General features: G+C 47.4%; 14 protein-coding genes. All 14 read left to right on the top strand.

Features of this window, described 5'->3' with window-relative positions:
• Positions 1-50: 50 nt before the first annotated feature.
• Positions 51-2,087, top strand: a complete 2,037-nt coding sequence (gene recG / locus QOS07_RS06395; protein ID WP_283588140.1) for an ATP-dependent DNA helicase RecG — start codon at positions 51-53, stop codon at positions 2,085-2,087.
• A gap of 16 nt (positions 2,088-2,103) precedes the next feature.
• Positions 2,104-3,135: a phosphate acyltransferase PlsX gene (gene plsX / locus QOS07_RS06390; protein WP_283588153.1), complete on the top strand. Its 1,032-nt coding sequence runs from the start codon at positions 2,104-2,106 to the stop codon at positions 3,133-3,135.
• A 36-nt stretch (positions 3,136-3,171) separates the two neighbouring features.
• Complete coding sequence (gene acpP / locus QOS07_RS06385) at positions 3,172-3,426, top strand: acyl carrier protein (RefSeq protein ID WP_283588139.1); 255 nt, start codon at positions 3,172-3,174, stop codon at positions 3,424-3,426.
• Positions 3,427-3,736: 310 nt separating this feature from the next.
• The gene (gene rnc / locus QOS07_RS06380) at positions 3,737-4,435 is read left to right on the top strand and encodes a ribonuclease III (protein WP_283588138.1); all 699 of its coding nucleotides are present in this window, start codon (positions 3,737-3,739) and stop codon (positions 4,433-4,435) included.
• Positions 4,436-4,452: 17 nt separating this feature from the next.
• A complete protein-coding gene (gene smc, locus QOS07_RS06375) occupies positions 4,453-8,028 on the top strand; it encodes a chromosome segregation protein SMC (RefSeq protein WP_283588137.1) in 3,576 nt (1,191 codons plus the stop codon).
• A gap of 2 nt (positions 8,029-8,030) precedes the next feature.
• Complete coding sequence (gene ftsY / locus QOS07_RS06370; protein ID WP_283588136.1) at positions 8,031-9,404, top strand: signal recognition particle-docking protein FtsY; 1,374 nt, start codon at positions 8,031-8,033, stop codon at positions 9,402-9,404.
• Between the two features lie 10 nt (positions 9,405-9,414).
• Positions 9,415-9,756, top strand: coding sequence for a putative DNA-binding protein (locus QOS07_RS06365; RefSeq protein ID WP_283588135.1), 342 nt, complete (start codon positions 9,415-9,417; stop codon positions 9,754-9,756).
• 3 nt (positions 9,757-9,759) lie between these two features.
• Positions 9,760-11,205 carry a signal recognition particle protein gene (gene ffh / locus QOS07_RS06360; RefSeq protein WP_283588134.1) on the top strand — a complete coding sequence of 482 codons (1,446 nt, stop codon included), beginning with the start codon at positions 9,760-9,762 and terminating at the stop codon, positions 11,203-11,205.
• A 183-nt stretch (positions 11,206-11,388) separates the two neighbouring features.
• Entirely contained in the window at positions 11,389-11,664 is a 276-nt protein-coding gene (gene rpsP / locus QOS07_RS06355) for a 30S ribosomal protein S16 (RefSeq protein ID WP_047770352.1), read from the top strand.
• 12 nt (positions 11,665-11,676) lie between these two features.
• Positions 11,677-11,937, top strand: a complete 261-nt coding sequence (locus QOS07_RS06350; RefSeq protein ID WP_283588133.1) for a KH domain-containing protein — start codon at positions 11,677-11,679, stop codon at positions 11,935-11,937.
• Between the two features lie 54 nt (positions 11,938-11,991).
• Positions 11,992-12,498, top strand: a complete 507-nt coding sequence (gene rimM, locus QOS07_RS06345; RefSeq protein WP_283588132.1) for a ribosome maturation factor RimM — start codon at positions 11,992-11,994, stop codon at positions 12,496-12,498.
• On the top strand, positions 12,498-13,256 hold the full coding sequence (trmD, locus tag QOS07_RS06340; protein WP_283588131.1) for a tRNA (guanosine(37)-N1)-methyltransferase TrmD: 759 nt from the start codon (positions 12,498-12,500) through the stop codon (positions 13,254-13,256). The genes rimM and trmD overlap by 1 nt, the downstream gene beginning before the upstream one ends.
• Positions 13,257-13,268: 12 nt before the next feature.
• A complete protein-coding gene (locus tag QOS07_RS06335) occupies positions 13,269-14,702 on the top strand; it encodes an APC family permease (RefSeq protein ID WP_283588130.1) in 1,434 nt (477 codons plus the stop codon).
• Positions 14,703-14,817: 115 nt separating this feature from the next.
• Entirely contained in the window at positions 14,818-15,180 is a 363-nt protein-coding gene (gene rplS / locus QOS07_RS06330; RefSeq protein ID WP_283588129.1) for a 50S ribosomal protein L19, read from the top strand.
• Positions 15,181-15,821: the final 641 nt, after the last annotated feature.

Below are 15,821 nucleotides of genomic sequence, written 5' to 3'. Positions count from 1 at the left end.
ATGTTGGCACGATTGTCGCATCCTTTTTCTAATATAAGGGAGGGAAGTAAATGAAGAGCCTACAAGATCCTGTATCAGTTCTTAAGGGGGTCGGCCCAAAACGAGTTGCCGACTTGGCAACCCTGGGAATTGATACGGTGGGTGACTTACTGACCTATTATCCGGCACGGTATGATGATGTCACACCGGTTGACCTAACGACGGTGAAAGACCGGCAGAAAGTAACCGTTCAGGGAACAGTGGTCTCAGAGCCACTCCTTACCCGGTTTGGCTACCGGCGCAGTCGGCTGGCCTTCCGTGTTCAGGTTGGTCAACAGGTGATCATGGTTACCTTCTTCAACCAGCCCTACCTTGAAAAAAGAGTGGAATTAAATAAACCAGTGACGGTGATGGGAAAGTGGGACGCCCAGCGACTGCAGGTGACTGCAAACAAAATGCTGGCAGCTGGCGACCAGGAAAAGACCGGTGCGGGTGCAGTCTACCCGGTAAATAAACATATCCGTCAGGCCACGCTCCGAAGCTTAATCCGTCAGGCATTTGATGAATACCAAAATGTAATTCCAACGTTATTGCCAAAGAAGTTGCGGGACCAATACCGGTTGATGGATCGGCGCGAAATGATTCATGACCTTCATTTCCCACAAAATGCTGGTCTTGCCAAAGCAGCCAGGCGGACGGCCGCCTATGAAGAGTTCTTCTTATTCCAGCTCCGCCTACAGGTAATTCGCCAGGCTAACCGGCAGGCGAGTGGGAACCGGATCCTCTACCATAATGATGAATTAAAGAAGTTTATCGCCGGGATCGGTTTCGAACTGACCGGTGCCCAGAAACGAGTAGTTAATGAAATATGTCGTGACCTTCGTGAACCATACCAGATGAACCGCTTGTTACAGGGTGATGTTGGTTCAGGCAAGACAATCGTGGCGGCGATTGCAATTTATGCCACCATTTCTGCAGGTTACCAAGCAGCGTTGATGGCACCAACCGAAATCCTTGCTGCTCAGCATGCAGAAAAGCTGTCGAAGGTTTTCGCGGGAACCCATGTACACGTAGGACTATTAACTGGTTCATTAACTGCTAAGCAACACCGCGAGTTAGGGAAGGCCATTAAAACGGGTGCGATTAACCTGATTATTGGTACGCACGCCTTAATTCAAGATGACGTTGAATACGCAAACCTGGGATTGGTGATTACCGATGAGCAGCACCGCTTTGGGGTTAACCAGCGGCAGCTCCTCCGGGAAAAGGGAAATAATCCTGATGTACTTGCAATGACGGCGACCCCGATTCCCCGGACACTGGCAATTACGGCTTATGGTGAAATGGACGTTTCGGTTATTGATGAGTTGCCAGCGGGTCGCAAGCCAATCGAAACTAGGTGGTTGAAGGTTAGCCAGCAAAATGAGGCGCTTCACTTCCTAAGTGACCAGTTAGCCGCTGGCGCACAAGCGTATATTGTCAGTCCGTTAATTGAGGAGTCTGAAGCACTAGATGTTCAAAATGCGACGGACCTCTACAATGAATTGGCAAAATATTTTGAACCCGCGTATAAAGTGGGATTATTGCATGGCCGGATGTCCGGTGACGAAAAGGATGCGGTAATGCACGACTTCCAAGAGGGTAAAATTCAGGTCCTTGTTTCCACCACGGTAATTGAAGTGGGGGTCGACAACCCCAACGCAACCGTAATGATGATTTACAATGCGGACCGTTTTGGCCTCGCCCAGCTTCACCAACTTCGGGGCCGGGTTGGCCGTGGCGACCGGCAGAGTTACTGTTTACTGTTGGCGGATCCGAAAACCGATGAAGGAAAAGCCCGGATGAAGACGATGATCGAAACTAATGATGGTTTCGTGGTTGCACAAAAGGACATGGAATTGCGTGGTGCGGGGGATGTCCTTGGTAATAAGCAATCGGGGGTACCTGACTTTAAGGTTGGCGACCCGGTTGGCGACTTAAAAATGCTGCAGATTGCCCGCCAGGATGCCGCCGATTTACTTCGGACACCGCACTGGGATGAGCAAGATGATAATCAACCGCTGGTCCTGTACTTACACCGGCACCAGCTTGAAACACACTTTGACTAAGGAGAGATAGACAATGATGAAGATTGCTGTTGATGCAATGGGTGGCGACAATGCTCCCCAAGCAATTATTGAAGGGGTTGAACAGGCCCGTGACCAATTTGATGATATTGAATTTCAATTGTACGGTAACCCGGCAAAGGTTAAACCACTGATCAAAAACAATGACCGGTTAACCGTGATTGAGACAACGGAAGAAATCGCTATGGGTGAAGAACCAGTGCGTGCTATCCGGAAGAAGAAGGACTCATCAATTGTCCGCGCAGCAAAGGCCGTTAAGGATGGTGAAGCAGATGCATTCTTCTCTGCTGGAAACACCGGTGCGGTACTTGCTGCCGGAATCTTTGTTGTTGGCCGGATCAAGGGAATTGACCGGCCCGGCTTGACCAGTATTTTACCGATTACTAAGCCGGGCTCTGACCGTAAGAGCTTTGTATATCTTGATTCAGGTGCCAATGCGGAGAGCAAGGAACGAAACTTGGTTCAGTATGGCTACTTGGGTAAGTTTTACGCGGAAAACGTGCTAAAAGTTGAAAATCCGCGGGTAGCCTTGCTAAATAATGGTGCCGAGGAAGATAAGGGTGACAAGCTTCACAAGGCAGTTTGGCAAGACTTGAACAATGAGAAAGACCTGAACTTTGTTGGAAACATTGAGTCTGGTGACCTACTGTTTGGCAAGGCCGACGTAGTAGTCAGTGATGGCTGGACGGCTAATGCAGCACTGAAGGCGACAGAGGGAACGGCCAAGATGATGCTGACACTGATTAGGCATGGCATTATGAATGGCGGCTTACGTGCTAAGCTTGGCTACTTATTCTTGAAGTCGGTTTTCCACCAGATTGGTAAGAAGATGAACACATCGACCTATGGTGGGGCGGTACTGCTGGGGTTAAAGGCACCGGTGGTTAAGACGCACGGTGCTTCTGATGCGGCAGCAGTGAAGAACACGATTAGTCAAATCCGGACGATGTTAACGTCAGGAGTAATTGACAAGACGGTTGAATTCTTTAGTCAAGAATCATTAGTAGACAAGAAGGAAGAAAACGAATAAAATAGGTTCGTACCTAATAAAGTGAGGTTATTTACCATGGCTGAAAATGAAAAACGGACAAAGATTTTTAACAAGGTTTCAGAAATCGTGGCGGACCACTTTGATATCGACCGGGCCAAGATTACTGACGACTTGAACTTGAAGACGGACTTAGATGCAGATTCGATTGACTTCGTAGAATTTGTACTAGAACTAGAAGACACGTTCAACGCGGAAATTGCGGATGACGAAGCAGAAAAGTTAAGTACGATCGGCGAAGTGGTCGACTATATTGATGAACACACTAATTAACAAAGATTGAGTGCTAGTAAGAGGGAGCAAGACGGAAGTAGGACACCTCTATGAGCACGAAACGAGGTCCAGAGTTCGGCTTTTGCCGGATTTTGGACCTCGTTTTTTGATTTGCTCGTAAGAAGCCTACCTCATGAACTCTTAGCTTTCTCACTCAGCCGCGTCTATATTAGTGGGTAATATTATTTCGGGGGATGAACACTAGGACCCTTTCCAGTAAATAATTTTACCTAAAAGACTGCGTTAACAGCCGCTTTTTAGTATAATAGGAAAGAATATATATTTTTAACGACAAGAAAGGAAATTATTTATGATCGAAGAACTGCAAGACTACTTGGCCAAGGAATTTGATATTCATTTTGATGACCCTAGTTTGCTGGCCGAAGCTTTTACGCAAGCTTCATACGTTAACGAACACCCGGATCAAAATTTGAAGTTTTATGAACGGATCGAATTTCTTGGCGATGCCGTGTTGGAACTGATCGTTTCAGAATATATTTATAAACGTTATCCCGAACTACCACAGGGGAAGTTAACCCGTTTGCGGGCAGCAATGGTCTGCGAAGATAGTTTCTCTAAGTTTGCTAAGGAATGTCATTTTGACCAATATATTCGGTTGGGCCACGGGGAAGAAATGGCTGGTGCACGTCAACGTCCGGGCCTGCTTTGTGATATTTTTGAGTCATTTGTTGGTGCATTGTACCTTGACCAGGGTCGCCCCGCAGTTGAAAAGTTTGTTCGCCGGGTTATTTTCCCTAAGCTGGACATGGGGTGGTTTGACCACGCTGTTGATGCTAAGACGAGCCTGCAAGAATTTCTCCAACGTGATGGCGACGTATTAATTGAATACCACTTGCTGGATGAAAGTGGGACGGAGAATGCTCCAGAGTTCCACGTTAATGTTTCAGCAGATGGTAAAGTGATCGCCGAAGGAAATGGCTCCTCAAAGAAGCAAGCCGAAATGCAAGCAGCCCAGAGTGCGCTGGATAAACTGCGCTCAAACAAATAATGTGAGAGAAGATAAGCATGCAATTATTGTCTTTAACAATTGACGGATTTAAATCATTTGCGCATAAGACGACGATCAAATTTGAAGAAGGGATGACCGGGATCGTCGGCCCCAACGGTAGCGGGAAGAGTAATATTATCGAAGCAATCCGCTGGGTGATGGGTGAACAATCAGCGCGTCATTTACGTGGTGATAAAATGGCGGACGTGATTTTTAATGGTTCTGCCGCCCATGCACCACTAAACCGGGCACTGGTTTCAATTACGTTTGATAACAGCGACCACTACCTGGCAAGTGATTTCACAGAATTGACGATTACCCGGAAGCTTTTCCGCAATGGGGACAGTGAATACCTAATTAATGGGCAGAGGGTCCGGCTTAAGGATATCGTGGACCTCTTTATTGACTCCGGGTTAGGCCGGGAGTCTTTTTCCATCATCTCGCAGGGACGGATTGAAGAAATCTTCAATGGTAAGCCTGAAGACCGCCGGGCAATTATCGAGGCGGTCGCGGGGGTTGCTAAGTACCGCAAGAATAAAGAGACCGCTGAAAAGCGACTCGGCGGGACGATGGACAACCTGAACCGGGTCAATGATATTATTAGCGAACTTTCCAGCCAGTTAGAACCACTTGCTGACCAGAGTGCCCTGGCAAAGGATTACCTGGAACAAAAAGGCCAGTTTGACCGCTTCGATCAAACGCAGATTGTCCGGACATATGACCGCCAACATCAGCAACTGCAGGGACTGCAACAACAGCTGTCAAAAGCGCGTGAACTCTCTAGCCAGTACATGGCTGATAGTAAGAAAGCAGAAGCCGACCTTAGCCGGTTGAAACAGCAACGGTCTGCCCTACTGAAGGAGAAGGATCACGCACAAAGTGAAATCCTCCACCAGACCCAGTTAATTGCTGATTATCAGAACCAGCGGTCGATTTCATCGGTAAAACAGCAGCAACAAGTTGAAGAACAACAGCGGTTGCAGGACCAGCTTTCCACCAACCAGCAATCGGTTAGTGAGGTAAAAGCTAACCTTGCGCAGCTAGAAACTACCATTAAGGAACATCAAACGGCGGTGAAAGAACACCGGGATGAGCTAACGTCCACCCAAAAGTTAACTGCCAGTGAACGGTTGAAACAGCTGCAGGCCCGGTTGACCGACCTTCGTAACCAGCAAATTAACTTATTGCAACGGCAGACGACCTTGCATAACCAGGCTGCTTTCCTCCAGCAAAATCACCAGCAGAGTTTAAGTCAGCAAAAGCAGAGCAATGCCGACCTGGCCGCAAGCGAGAAGCAAAAATCAAAGTTGCAGCAACAGGTAGCGGCTAAGCAAGAAGAAATTGAAAAGCTCAACGAGCAACTGCAGGCCAGTCAGCAGGAGTTAACCACTGTCCAGCAGCAGCTTAGCGACCTTACAACGCGTTACCAACAGTCGCAACGGCAATGGTACCAAGTACTGGGGGATGCTCATTCAACTAAGTCGCGAATTAAGGCCTTCCAGTCGATGGAAGAAGAATATTCTGGTTATTATCGGGGCGTCCAAAGTGTTCTCCGTAACCGGGAACAGTTTGCTGGACTGGCTGGTGCGGTTAGTGAGTTAATCGATGTCCCTGCCAAGTTAACAACGGCCATTGAAACCGTCCTTGGCGGGCAACTCCAGCAACTAGTTGTTGATACTCAGGAAACAGGTAAGGGAATTATCCAGTTTCTGATCCGCCAACGGGCTGGTCGGGTAACAATCTTACCACTCGACACCTTGCGTCAGCGGCGCCCCTTAACTATTTGGTCATCATTGGCTACAATGCCGGGCTTTGTTGGTCGAGCAACGGAACTAGTTAACTATGATTCACGTTACCAGTTGATTGTTGACCACTTGCTGGCAAATACAGCGATAGTTGATAACTTGGACCACGCAACGGCAATTGCTCGTGCTGGACATCACCAGGTGCGGGTAGTTACCCTAGATGGTCAGTTAATCAATGCCAGTGGTGCAATGACTGGTGGTGCTAATCGTCACCAACAGCGTGGCCTCCTGAGCCAAAAGCAGTCTGGCAAGCAATTTGCAAAACTGCTTGCCAAGCAGGAAAAAGAGGCTAAGCAGTTAGAAGAATTAGTGGCAAAGCTTCAACAGTCTCGTGAGCGTGGTCAGGCTAAGCTCGCTGACCTGCAAAATCGGGTTCATGATCAGGAACAGGAGCTGCAGACGGCGCGGGTTGCGGCCCAGCGCCTGGGTGACCAGGTAAAGGGCGTTGAACGGCAGATCGATGCCTTGCAGTACCAAAATGACCAGCAAAATACCCAGCACCAGACTTATCAGGATCAAGTTGCAGAAAATAAGACAGCGCAAAAAGAAACGGATAAGCAGCTGGCAGCAACGAAGGATGAGACTGATCGGGTAACAAAGCAAATTAACGAACTGCAAACCAATGCGGATAGCCAAAATGAACAAGTCCATCGGCTAAACCAATGGTTGGCAGTGGCTAATGAACGCAGTCAGCAATACCACCAGCAGGAAAAAGAGTTGCATGACCAGTTAGCGGAATTGCAAACGGCTGGTGAACAAATTAAGCACCGGTTGGCAGAGCTGAATGAAAATATTGCGGCCCAAAATGATAATGGCGAAAGTACAGCAACAGCGCTTAAGGATGCCCAACAGTCCTTGGAACAGCAAAAGTCAGTTTTGGCAAAGTTAAACCAAAAGCTGGAAGTTCTGGAAGAACAGATGGGCGATGCTGAAGAAAGCCAGGACCGTGTCCAGGGACTTCAACATGCAGCGCAGGATAATCTTAACCAGCTTAATGAGCAACGGATTCGTTGTGAAGGAAAGATTGACCAGTTGCTTAACCGCCTCAATGAGCATTACTCAATGGAGATTGAAGAAGCCCGTGATAAGGCTGATCAAGAGATTAGCGACCAGGACCTAGCTACTCGGCTAAAGCTGTTAAAACGGGGGCTTAATGAACTAGGCGACGTAAATGTCAGTGCAATTGATGAGTACAAGCGGGTGAAGGAACGTTATGACTTCTTGAAGGGGCAGCAAAGTGATTTGCTAGAATCTCGTGACCAGTTGCAACAAACCATGTCCGAAATGGATGGGGAAGTTAAGCAACGGTTCATGGATACCTTTAAGAAAGTCTCTACTGCTTTTGACGAAACCTTCCGGCAAATTTTTGCTGGTGGTCGCGCAAAATTAGAATTGACCGACCCGCATAACCTCTTGACGAGTGGGGTCGATATTATGGCCCAGCCACCTGGCAAGAAGAACCAGCACCTCAACCTGTTATCTGGTGGTGAACGGGCATTAACGGCAATCACCTTACTCTTTGCCATTCTAAAGGTCCGGCCGGTACCATTTGCAATCTTGGATGAACCGGAAGCGGCCCTTGATGAGGTGAACGTTCAACGCTTTGCCAATTATTTAACCCGGTTTGGCAAAACGGGGCCACAGTTTATCGTTATTACCCACCGGAAAGGAACGATGATGGGTGCCGATGTTCTCTACGGGGTCACCATGCAGGAATCGGGGATTTCTAAGATGGTTTCCGTAGACGTTGTTAACACTCTGGATGAAAATAAGGAAGAGGAGGAATAGTCATGGGATTATTTGATATTTTCCGCCGGCATAAAAAGAAAGAAGAGTCGCAGACACAGTCAGAAAGTATGGCTAGTGTTGCAACGTCAGTGACAGAATCATTGACAATGGCGAACTCGCCTAGTAATTCTGCGACCTTAAGCACTTCTGAAGCAGCTAGTATTACACAATCGATGTCGCAGTCAGCTACCGTTAGTGAGTCGCTATCAGTTGCAGCCACTGAAAGCCCAACTGAATCAACAAGCCAAACTGAATCGGTTAGTCAGAGCCTGGCATCAGCTAGTGTTGCTGAAAGTATCTCGGTTAGTGAACAGTTCTCAGCGTCAGTAAGTACTTTACCAAGTGAATCCGTTAGCGAATCCGTAGCAAGCACGGTTACCAGTGAATCACTAGCAAGCCCTGCTCCAAGTACGGCGGGTGAAGAGGAAGCTGCTGATCAAACAGAAAAGAAGTATGACCGTGGGCTTGAAAAATCACGGACCGGTTTTGGTGCCCGCCTAAACCGCTTCTTGGCTAACTTCCGTCACGTCGATGAGGACTTCTTTGATGACCTCGAAGACATGCTGATTGAGTCCGATGTTGGTTATGACATGGCGATGAAGCTCAGTGATAGCCTTCGGGAAGAAGTTAAGCTGGAAAATGCGAAGAGCAAGCAAGATGTTTCAAACGTCATCATTGAAAAGATGGTTGAAATCTACGAGGAAGCGGGCAAAGGTGAAAATCCTGACCTCCAGATGGCAGCGGAAGGCCCAACAGTAATTATGTTTGTTGGGGTTAACGGTGCTGGTAAGACAACCACGATTGGTAAGATGGCCGCCTTATTTAAGAAGCAAGGCAAGAAGGTTTTACTAGCAGCTGCTGATACTTTCCGGGCTGGTGCAACCGAACAACTGGATGTCTGGGCCAAGCGTGACGGCGTTGATATTGTTACGGGACCTGAAAATGGTGACCCGGCTGCAGTTGTCTTTGATGCGGTCAAGAAGGCTAAGGAAGAGGACTACGACATTCTCTTCGTCGATACGGCCGGTCGTCTGCAAAACAAGGTTAACTTAATGAACGAGCTGGCGAAGATGAAGCGGATCTTAACCCGTGAAATCCCTGATGCGCCACATGAAGTACTGCTGGTCCTTGATGCAACAACTGGACAAAATGCACTTAACCAGGCTAAACTGTTCAAACAAAGCACGGATGTTACCGGGATTGTGTTAACGAAGCTTGACGGAACTGCACGTGGGGGGATTGTTTTGGCAATCCGCAATGAACTTCACTTGCCGGTGAAGTATGTCGGCCTTGGTGAAAAGGTTGATGACCTGCAAAAGTTCGACGCAAGTGACTTTGTATACGGTCTCTTTAAGGGCTTAGTTGACGTCGATTAGGTGGATAGTCATGGAAATTGAAAAGAACTACCGGATTAACTCACTATTTGAGTTCTACCAACCGTTACTGACCAAGAAGCAAAATGACTACCTGGAACTTTACTACGGGGATGATTATTCGCTCGGTGAAATTGCGGAGAACTTTAATGTTAGCCGCCAGGCAGTCTATGACAATATTAAGCGGACGGAAAATATCTTGGAAGATTACGAGACCAAGTTGCACCTGTACGCTGAATTTCAAGCACGTAATAAACAGGCTGACGAGATCCAGCAGTATGTCCGCAATAACTACCCAGATGACGCAAAACTGAATGACCTGGTTAGTCATTTGGAAAGTTTGGAGGAAGAATAAAAGATGGCATTTGAAGGATTAACTGAACGCCTGCAGAAGGCGATGGAAAAGCTCCGACGGAAACCAAAAGTTACTGAAGCCGACCTGCGGGAAACCATGCGGGAAATCCGCCTGGCATTACTAGAAGCCGATGTTAACTTCAAGGTCGTTAAGGACTTTGTAAAGACAGTGCGGGAAAAGGCTGCTGGTGCGGAGGTACTAAAGGGACTGAATCCTGCCCAGCAAATTGTTAAGATTGTTAATGATGAGTTAACTAAGCTGATGGGGGAAGAAGCGGTTCCCCTCAATAAGTCGAAGCACATTCCAACCGTCATCATGATGGTTGGGCTGCAAGGTGCCGGTAAGACTACCACTGCCGGAAAATTGGCACTGCGCTTGAAAGACGAAGAAAAGGCGCGACCAATGTTTATCGCGGCCGACGTCTACCGTCCAGCTGCCATTACCCAGTTGCAACAAGTGGCTGACCAAATTGATGTTCCGGTTTTTGAAAAAGGAACTGACGTGGACCCCGTGGAAATTGTCCGCGAGGGGATGGAAGTAGCCAAGCAGAACCATAATGACTATGTCATCATCGATACGGCTGGTCGTCTACAAATTGATGAACAGCTGATGGATGAACTGGCTAATATTAAGGAACTGGTTCACCCGGACGAAATCCTGCTGGTAATTGACTCGATGACTGGTCAAAACGCCGTTAATACTGCCCAAGGGTTTGATGACAAGCTTGATATCACCGGGGTTGTCCTGACGAAGCTGGATGGTGATACCCGTGGTGGTGCCGCTATGTCAATCCGGGCCGTTACGGGAAAGCCAATTAAGTTCGTCGGTGAAGGTGAAAAGATGTCCGATCTGGACGTCTTCCATCCTGACCGGATGGCTTCACGAATTCTCGGGATGGGTGACATGATGACCCTGATTGAGAAGGCGCAGAAGGACTTTGATGAAGAACAGGCCCAGGAAACCATGGACAAGATGCGGGAAAACACGTTTGATTACAACGACTTCCTTGCGCAAATGGACCAGGTTACCAAGATGGGACCGATTGAAAACATTATTAAGATGATTCCAGGGATGGCTAACAACCCGGCACTAAAGAACATTAACGTTGACCCGAAGCAATTTGACCATATTAAAGCAATTGTTTACTCAATGACGCCTGAAGAACGGGAAAATCCGGACTTGATGAACCCGAGTCGGCGCCGGCGGTTAGCAGCTGGTGCTGGTCGGCCAATTGTTGAGGTTAACCGGATGATCAAGCAGTTTAACCAGATGCGGAAGATGATGAAGCAGGTTACGAATGGAAACATGAGTGGCATGCAGAACATGTTCGGTGGCCAAATGCCCGGTGGCAAGATGGGGCAAATGGCAATGAACCGGATGGCCCGGAAGATGAAGAAAGACAAGGCCAAGCGAATTAAAAAGCTGCGCAAGCTCCGTAAGAGAAAGTAAGTTTAATTCCGGTGGAAATGCCGGAATTTTTCTTTTGTTGATATTGAATAAGTAACCGGTGAAAAACGGGCTCTTTTCACGCGTTCGCTAAAATAATTTAAGCCTGTCAAGAAAAACTACTTTACATTCTCTTGGAAGACTGGTATATTATTATCTGTTAAAAGAATTCAGGGAGGTGCAAAAATGTCTGTTAAAATTCGTTTAAAGCGTATGGGTTCAAAGAAGCGTCCATTCTACCGGATCGTCGTAGCTGACTCACGTTCACCACGTGATGGTCGTTTCATTACCGCTTTAGGTACTTACAACCCATTGACTACTCCTAAGGAAGTCAAGTTTGATGAAGACGCTGTTATGGATTGGCTTCAAAAGGGTGCCCAACCATCTGACACTGTTCGTAACATGCTTCAAAAGGCTGGCGTTATGAAGAAGTACCACGAAGCTAAGTACGCAAAGAAGTAGTGATGAGCTATCATGACTGAGACAAATATAGAGACGCTGATTCGTAGTTTAGTTACCCCACTTTTGAAGCATCCTGAGTCATTGACGATTACCGGAGATGACAGTGGTAAGTACCACGAGTACATCATTGATGCACGGAAGGATGATGTTGGCCGGTTAATCGGGCGGCAGGGACATGTTGCTGCGGCGTTGCGGACCGTTGTTGAAGGTGCGCGTTCTCGGCGTTCCAACTCTAAAAAAGTCCGGTTACTGATTAATGATCACCGTCACTAAATAAAAACTCCCACACAATTCTGTGGGAGTTTTTTCTCATTTTAGGAGGAAAAGATGGAATTTTATAACGTTGGGAAGATTGTAAATACCCACGGTATCCGTGGTGAAGTCCGGGTGATGGCAACCACTGATTTTATTAAGGAACGGTTTGCCCCAGAAAAGAAGCTGTACTTGCAGACCGCTGGCGAGCCCCTCGAATTGACGGTTGAAAAAGCACGTCAGCATAAGGGCTTTGTCCTCGTCAAGTTTGTTGGCTATGACAACATTAACGATGTTGAAAAGTTCCGTGACCATGAGCTGCTCGTCAGTGGTGAGGACCAACAACCATTAGAAGATGGTCAGTATTACTACCGGCAAATTATTGGTCTAACGGTTAAGACTGTCGATGGTGAAGAGCTCGGTAAGATCAAGGAAATTATGTCACCCGGCGCTAATGATGTATGGGTGGTAGACCGGCCTGGTAAAGATGAATTGTTACTACCGGTAATTGATGACGTGGTCAAAAAAGTAGACCTTGCTAACCAGCAGGTAATTGTTGAGCTGATGGAGGGGTTAGAATAATGAGAATTGATATCTTAAGCCTTTTTCCCGACATGTTCCAAGCAACCCTCGGTGAATCGATCATTGGCAAGGCACAAGAGAGCGGCTTTTTAGACATTAACGTAACCGACTTCCGGGACTACACCACTGACAAACATAACCACGTGGATGATGCACCATTTGGTGGTGGCGCGGGGATGCTGCTGCAGGCCCAGCCAATCTTTGATGCAATGGACGCGATCGATAAGGAAATCGATGGCCAGTATCCTAAGGGCCGGGTTATCCTAATGGATCCTGCTGGCCGTAAGTTTGACCAGGACTATGCCCAGGAACTTGCCCAAGAGGAGCACCTGACCTTTATTTGCGGCCACTACGAGGGTTATGATGAACGAATTCGCTCCCTTGTCACCGATGAAGCTTCGCTGGGTGATTACGTTTTGACCGGGGGAGAATTGGCAGCGATGGTAATGATCGATGCCACCGTCCGCTTTGTTCCGGGCGTGCTTGGTAACATGGCATCGCCGCTGGGTGACTCCTTTAGCAATGGCTTGCTAGAATACCCACAATATACGCGGCCGGCTGACTTCCGGGGGATGAAGGTTCCGGAAGTGCTGACTAGCGGGAATCACCAGAAGATTAAAGAATGGCGGATGCGGGAGTCACTTCGCCGGACACTTGAACGACGGCCGGATCTCCTAAAGACCGCTAAGCTAACCCGCGAGCAGCAGATCATGCTTCAAGACTTAAAGCTTGACCAGGATCCTGATGTTCCGGATTAAGGGAGGTGCCGATTGAAAAAATTATTAAAACGCCTGTTGTGGAAGCAGGACCCAGCGGTTTACCAGCAAAAAGACGCAAAGTTGACACCAAGCCTGCGGACGATTGACCTAATTGGTTTGGGAACGGGGATGGTTGTTGGGACTGCTATCTTCACGTTACCGGGAATCGTGGCGGCTGAGCACACTGGCCCGGCCGTACCACTTGCATTTATTGTGGCCGCGGTTGGTGCGGGACTTTCTGCACTTGCCTATGCCGAAACTTCCTCCGTTTTGCCATTCGCGGGCTCAGCTTTTTCGTGGATTAACGTCCTTTTTGGCGAATTCTTTGGCTGGATAGCCGGCTGGGCGCTTCTGGCGGAATACTTTATCTCGGTGGCCTTTGTTGCCTCGGGGTGGTCTGCTTATATGCAGGGCTTTCTGGCCAGCTTTGGCATTAAGCTACCGACCGCATTAACTGGTGGTTTTAACCCGGCCAAGGGGTCCTATGTCGATATTTTGGCGGCCTTCGCCATCCTGGTTGTCGGAGTTCTAATTTCGCGGGGTGTTCACCAGGTAAGTAAAATTGAAAACTTTATTGTTTCAATCAAGCTACTGGTTATCCTCATGTTTATTGTGGTTGGTGCAACCGCAGTTCAAACGAAGAACTATACCCCATTCATTCCACCGCACCGGCCAGGAACAACTTTTGGTGGCTGGCAGGGTATCCTGGCAGGGACTGCCCAAATCTTTATTGCCTATGTTGGCTTTGACGCGATTGCGGCCAACACGGCAGAAACGAAGAACCCGCAAAAGACGATGCCGCGGGGACTAATTGGGACCTTAGTACTTGGAACCGGCTTTTTCATTGCAGTTTCGCTTGTCTTGGTGGGAATGTTTAAGTACTCACGGTATGCCAATAATGCCGAGCCGGCAGCCTGGGCGCTCCGCCAATCGGGACACTATTTAACAGCGAATATGCTCTCAATTGTGGCAATTGTCGGGATCTTCTCGGCCTTGATTGCCATTTTGCTGGCGTCTTCGCGGTTGATTTATGCATTTGGCCGCGATGGCTTGCTGCCGAAGACACTAGGGGTAATTGATGAAAAGCACGTTCCAAATCATGCTTTGTGGATGATCACAGTTTTGGCAATGATCCTGGGTTCAGTCTTTCCCTTTACTTTCCTCGCTACGCTTGTTTCAGCAGGGACCCTGGTGGCGTTTATCTTCGTCTCACTGGGGATCTATGCTTTGCGCCGTCGGGAGGGGAAGGACTTACCAAAAGCACAATTTAAGATGCCATGGTACCCGGTATTGCCAGCTGTTTCTGCCATTTTTTCGGCGGTAATTTTCTGGGGATTGAATAAGGATGCCAAGATTTTAATGGTGGGCTGGTTCATCATTGGCCTGTTAATTTACTTTATCTATGGAATTCGTCATTCAATTATTAACCAGGAACATCATGATTAACCCTTGAAAGTAAGGGTGAAACCATGTATAGTAGTTATTGGCTGTTTAGCCGTGAATAACGGTATTCCGCTGCCCAAGGATGGACATGAATGTCGGCGAAAGGAAAGAAATTTTTATGCGTCAAAATAAGTTGATCGAAAAGATTACTGCTAGTCAATTACGTGATGATATTCCGGACTTCCGTGCCGGTGATACTGTTCGTGTACACGCCAAGATCGTTGAAGGTTCACACGAACGTATCCAGATGTTCGAAGGTGTTGTTATCAAGCGTCACGGTGCTGGTATCAGCGCTACCTACACTGTTCGTAAGATCAGTAACGGTGTTGGTGTTGAACGTACTTTCCCAGTACACTCACCACGTGTTGCTAAGATTGATGTTCTGCGTCATGGTCGTGTACGTCGTGCTAAGCTGTACTACTTACGTGCACGTACTGGTAAGGCTACTCGTATCGCTGAAAAGCGTCGCGACGCTGAATAGTAATCTAACCGTGAGAACCCTTGTACATCAAGGGTTCTTTTTTAGTTTAAATGATGTTTGCACTGTATATGTTATTAAGGCATAATAAAAAATGTAGTTAAGATAAGGAGTCGCGACCATATCTTAACTACAGCGTTCCGGAAGTGATTCCCTGAATCCGGAAGGGGATGATACCGATGGAAACAAAAGTAACCCGGAAAGAGAGGCCGCCTTGTTATTGCACTGACAATTTGGTTATTGTCGGTAGCAACAATTAATTTTGCTAAGGCTTACGCGATAATAAAAAAAGCTAATCGCAAATAGCGGTTAGCTGGCTAAATCAATTTCCGGAACGCAAGAAGTCAAGAGCCAAGCCCTCTTGGCTTTTTGCATATATAAGTATAACATACTAATGTTGGAAGGTCGATAATCATGGTTAGTGCACGAAAAAGTGGCGGTCAATTACAAGACAGTCGCCATTTTTATTGTCACTATTTTACCAGAGTATTGTAATTGAGTTTCCTAACTCCATTTAAAATGTGTGCTAAGGACTCTTGCTTCAGCAGGGTTCTTTTTTGTTTAAATTCCCGGAATGTCAATTTAAATTAGAAATTGGTCATCTGTAATATACTTCATGAATACTTCCAAAGGTGTTTGATAAT

This window comes from Limosilactobacillus viscerum (genome assembly GCF_947387525.1).
GTDB lineage: Bacteria > Bacillota > Bacilli > Lactobacillales > Lactobacillaceae > Limosilactobacillus > Limosilactobacillus viscerum.
The sequence above is the reverse complement of the archived record's forward strand: the minus strand, read 5'-3'. Positions and strand labels throughout refer to the sequence as shown.

Bases quoted from the DNA above. Each gene is read 5' to 3' on its own strand.
- recG (WP_283588140.1), top strand. From the start codon at position 51: ATGAAGAGCCTACAAGATCCTGTATCAGTTCTTAAGGGGGTCGGCCCA.
- plsX (WP_283588153.1), top strand. From the start codon at position 2,104: ATGAAGATTGCTGTTGATGCAATGGGTGGCGACAATGCTCCCCAAGCA.
- acpP (WP_283588139.1), top strand. From the start codon at position 3,172: ATGGCTGAAAATGAAAAACGGACAAAGATTTTTAACAAGGTTTCAGAA.
- rnc (WP_283588138.1), top strand. From the start codon at position 3,737: ATGATCGAAGAACTGCAAGACTACTTGGCCAAGGAATTTGATATTCAT.
- smc (WP_283588137.1), top strand. From the start codon at position 4,453: ATGCAATTATTGTCTTTAACAATTGACGGATTTAAATCATTTGCGCAT.
- ftsY (WP_283588136.1), top strand. From the start codon at position 8,031: ATGGGATTATTTGATATTTTCCGCCGGCATAAAAAGAAAGAAGAGTCG.
- QOS07_RS06365 (WP_283588135.1), top strand. From the start codon at position 9,415: ATGGAAATTGAAAAGAACTACCGGATTAACTCACTATTTGAGTTCTAC.
- ffh (WP_283588134.1), top strand. From the start codon at position 9,760: ATGGCATTTGAAGGATTAACTGAACGCCTGCAGAAGGCGATGGAAAAG.
- rpsP (WP_047770352.1), top strand. From the start codon at position 11,389: ATGTCTGTTAAAATTCGTTTAAAGCGTATGGGTTCAAAGAAGCGTCCA.
- QOS07_RS06350 (WP_283588133.1), top strand. From the start codon at position 11,677: ATGACTGAGACAAATATAGAGACGCTGATTCGTAGTTTAGTTACCCCA.
- rimM (WP_283588132.1), top strand. From the start codon at position 11,992: ATGGAATTTTATAACGTTGGGAAGATTGTAAATACCCACGGTATCCGT.
- trmD (WP_283588131.1), top strand. From the start codon at position 12,498: ATGAGAATTGATATCTTAAGCCTTTTTCCCGACATGTTCCAAGCAACC.
- rplS (WP_283588129.1), top strand. From the start codon at position 14,818: ATGCGTCAAAATAAGTTGATCGAAAAGATTACTGCTAGTCAATTACGT.